The organism is Mycobacterium sp. (assembly GCF_039583785.1).
Taxonomy (GTDB): domain Bacteria; phylum Actinomycetota; class Actinomycetes; order Mycobacteriales; family Mycobacteriaceae; genus Mycobacterium.
The window spans coordinates 1-3376 of sequence record NZ_JAVKSG010000152.1 but is presented as its reverse complement, the minus strand read 5'-3'; the positions used below and the strand labels follow the sequence as shown (position 1 = coordinate 3376).

The 3376-nt window shown below is 65.2% G+C and carries 3 protein-coding genes; all 3 read left to right on the top strand.

The features are described 5' to 3' along the window. The first annotated feature begins 141 nt into the window (after positions 1-141). Genes ABDV69_RS20700 through ABDV69_RS20690 form a run of 3 tightly spaced genes read left to right on the top strand, consistent with a single transcriptional unit; the run spans position 142 to position 3292 of the window. Complete coding sequence (locus tag ABDV69_RS20700) at positions 142-1377, top strand: tyrosine-type recombinase/integrase (protein ID WP_343577662.1); 1236 nt, start codon at positions 142-144, stop codon at positions 1375-1377. Next, entirely contained in the window at positions 1374-2306 is a 933-nt protein-coding gene (locus ABDV69_RS20695) for a tyrosine-type recombinase/integrase (protein WP_343577661.1), read from the top strand. The genes ABDV69_RS20700 and ABDV69_RS20695 overlap by 4 nt, the downstream gene beginning before the upstream one ends. After that, positions 2303-3292: a tyrosine-type recombinase/integrase gene (locus ABDV69_RS20690; RefSeq protein WP_343577660.1), complete on the top strand. Its 990-nt coding sequence runs from the start codon at positions 2303-2305 to the stop codon at positions 3290-3292. Before ABDV69_RS20695 ends, ABDV69_RS20690 begins: the two co-directional genes overlap by 4 nt. Positions 3293-3376: the final 84 nt, after the last annotated feature.

The following is a 3376-nucleotide window of genomic DNA, read 5'->3' as shown; positions in this document are numbered from 1 at the left end:
TGATGTCTTATGCCGACCTCCGAAATATGCCGATGACTTCAGCAATGGTGCAGGCCAATGGTGGTATTGAGGTGCAAAAGGTCGGCATAGTCGCGTAGTCGAGATCACGCTTCAGGCACGGAATGTCTGGAGGTGAGGTCCGTGACGAAGAGATCGTCGACGGCTCGACCGTATCCGGTTCGGGTCCCGCGGGTTCCGGTGGGCCCGTTGGCGCCGATGGTGCTGGCCGAGTGTTCACAATGGTTGGCCGGGCTGGGTTACTCGCCGGGGTCGGCAGCCGGGGTCGTCAATGTGGTGGAACGGCTGAGCTGGTGGATGCAGCTGGTAGGCGCCGGGGCCGATGATATTGACGAGGATCTGCTCGCCCGGTTCCTCGCAGTCGAGGGGTCCCGAGATCTTCCGTGCGTGGCAGTGAAGCAGTGGATCGGCACGACGCGCAGGTTCTTGACTGCGGCTGGCTATCTGAGTCTCGTTGGAGTCCAATCGGATCCACTCACGCCGGCGCAGACCGCGGTGGCGGACTGGTGTTCGTGGATGCATGAGCAGCGCGGCCTGGCCGAGAAGACCATCGCGGCCCGTTGTCACTATGCGGCCGGCCTTCTAGAGGTGTTGACAGCTGACGGGTCGGTGCAGTGGTGGCGTCTGGACACGTCGATCGTCAACGCGTACGTCGCTGAGCGTGGACGCCCTTACGGCGTTGTTGCTCGTGCTCACATCGTCGGATCTGTCCGCTGCCTGCTGCGGTGGGCGTTGAGCACCGGCCGCCTCGATCGGGATCTGAGCGCCGGGATCCTCAAGGCTGCCGGGACGCGGCGATCGTTGCCGCGGGGTGTGGGCACCGATCAGGTCGCGGCCTTGCTGGGTGTGTGCGATGCGGCCACCGCGCTCGGGGCGCGAGACCGGGCACTCGTCATGATCCTGGTGCGGCTTGGCCTACGTGCCGGCGAGGCCGCCCGTCTGCGGATCGACGACATCGACTGGGTAAGTGGACATCTCAGGGCCACCGGCAAGGGTCGCGAGCATCTGTTGCCGCTCCCGGTCGATGTGGGTCAGGCATTGGAGGCGTGGTTGCGGCTACGGCCACCCGCGCTGGACCGGGCCGTGTTCGTGCGACTGCGGGCGCCGCGGCAGATGATGACGACCTCGGGCATCTCGGGGGTCATCGCCCGGTTATCGGATCTGGCGGGGATCGACCGGATCTACGCGCACCGGCTGCGGCACACCGCCGCGATGGACGTGTTGGCCGCAGGTGGCTCCTTGACCGAAGCCAAGGAGCTTCTGGGGCATGCCTACACGGTCACCACGATGGGCTACGCGAAAGTGGACCTCGCATCGCTGCGCGAGTTGGTCGTCCCGTTCGGGCAGGTGCCGCAATGAGGACACTGCGTGAACGACTCGATGAGTACTTGCAGTTGCGCCGGTCTCTCGGCTTTCAGCTCAACGACCTCGAACGGCAGGTCGGCTTGTTCTGCACCTGGCTCCAAGCTCGCGGCCAGACAAGGACGTTCACCATCGATGATGCCGTGACGTGGGCCCGGCTCAACCCCGACGCGCACCCCTCATGGTGGGCGACGCGCCTGTCGTTGGTGCGCCGCTTCGCCGCCTACCTCCACGCCAACGATGCCGATGTCCCCATCATCCCCAGCGGCTTGCTGCCGGCCCACAAGCCCCGAGCCGTGCCCTTCATCTACAGCCAACACGACATCGATGCGTTGCTTGCCGCCTGCGACACCGAGTTCACCGACAAGCGGATCGCCGCCACCCTACGCACCGTCATCGGTCTGCTCGCCGCCACGGGCCTGCGGATCGGCGAAGCACTGAACCTGCGCGTCCCTGACATCAACCAGCACAACGACCTGCTGATGATCAAGGCCGCCAAGTCCGACCAGCGGCTCGTCCCGGTGCACCCGTCGACGACGGCCGCCCTCATGCAGTACATCGCTTTGCCTGCCCGGATGGCCACCCGCCCCGACCCCCACGGCCCAGTCTTCGTGACCTCCAAGGGAACCGGATACCTCTACGTGTCATTCCAATCCTTATTCAAGCAAGTCCGGGAAGCTGCCGAGCTCGCCCCGCGCGGCAGAGCACGCCCCCGTTTGCACGACCTCAGACACACCTTCGCCACCGCGCACATGACCAAGGCCTACGCCCACGGCGGTGATCCCGACCGGGTGCTGTCGCTGCTGGCCACCTGGCTGGGGCACTCCGACGCCGCCCACACCTACTGGTACCTGACCGCGACCGCCGAACTCATGGCCCTGGCCGCCGGGAAGCTCGAACCCCTCTCCGAAAGTGAAATACAGTGAACGCCTTGGCTATTAGTCTGCAGACCTACTTCACGACCTTCGCCCACACCCAGCGTGACCTGTCGGTCAACACCATCGCCTCCTACCGCGACACCTGGCGGATGCTGCTGAAGTACCTGACCGCGACACTCGCGATTCCCGCCGACGCACTCGACTTCGACGCCATCACCGCAGCGCACGTCACCGGGTTCCTCGACCACCTCGAACAGAAACGTGGCAACAACAGCAGAACCCGCAACGCCCGACTCACCGCGATCCGCGCCGTGCTCGGCCGGGCCCTGCCCGATCATCCCGAGCACGCCGCCACCATCACCCAGGTCCTGGCGATCCCACCCAAACGCACAATCAGGCCCGTCATCGAATTCCTCACCCCCGCAGAAGTCGACGCACTACTGGCCGCACCGGATTCCACCACTTGGACCGGGCGACGCGACCACGCCCTGCTGACCATGACCGCCCAGACCGGACTTCGAATCAGCGAGATCTGCTCACTGACCCACGACGACATCCACCTCGGCACCGGACCACACATCGCCTGCACCGGCAAAGGACGTCGCCAACGCATCACCCCGCTGACCAGAGCCACCGCGACCACCATGACGGCCTACCTCGCCGAACGGATGACCCGGCCAGGCTCTGCGCTGTTCTGCGGTCCTCACGGACAACCGTTGTCCCGCGACGCACTCGAACATCGCCTCGCCAAGCACCTTGCCACCGCGACGACCACCTGTCCCAGCCTCACCGCCAAGCACGTCACGATGCACACCCTGCGGCACACCGCAGCGATGAACCTGCTCACCGTCGGAGTCGACGTCTCCGTCATCGCGCTATGGCTCGGACACGCCGACACCCACAGCACCGACGCCTACCTGCACGCCGACATGGCCATCAAGCAAGCCGCCATCGACCGGACCAGGCCACCAGGCGTCAAACCCGGGACCTACCAACCCGAACCCGACATCCTGGCCTGGCTCACCTCGCTCTGACTATGCCGACCACACAGCCCCAAAAGCTTTACAGGAACACACCATTGCTGAAGTCATCGGCATATTTCGGAGGTCGGCATAAGA

Bases quoted from the DNA above. Each gene is read 5' to 3' on its own strand.
- ABDV69_RS20695 (WP_343577661.1), top strand. From the start codon at position 1,374: ATGAGGACACTGCGTGAACGACTCGATGAGTACTTGCAGTTGCGCCGG.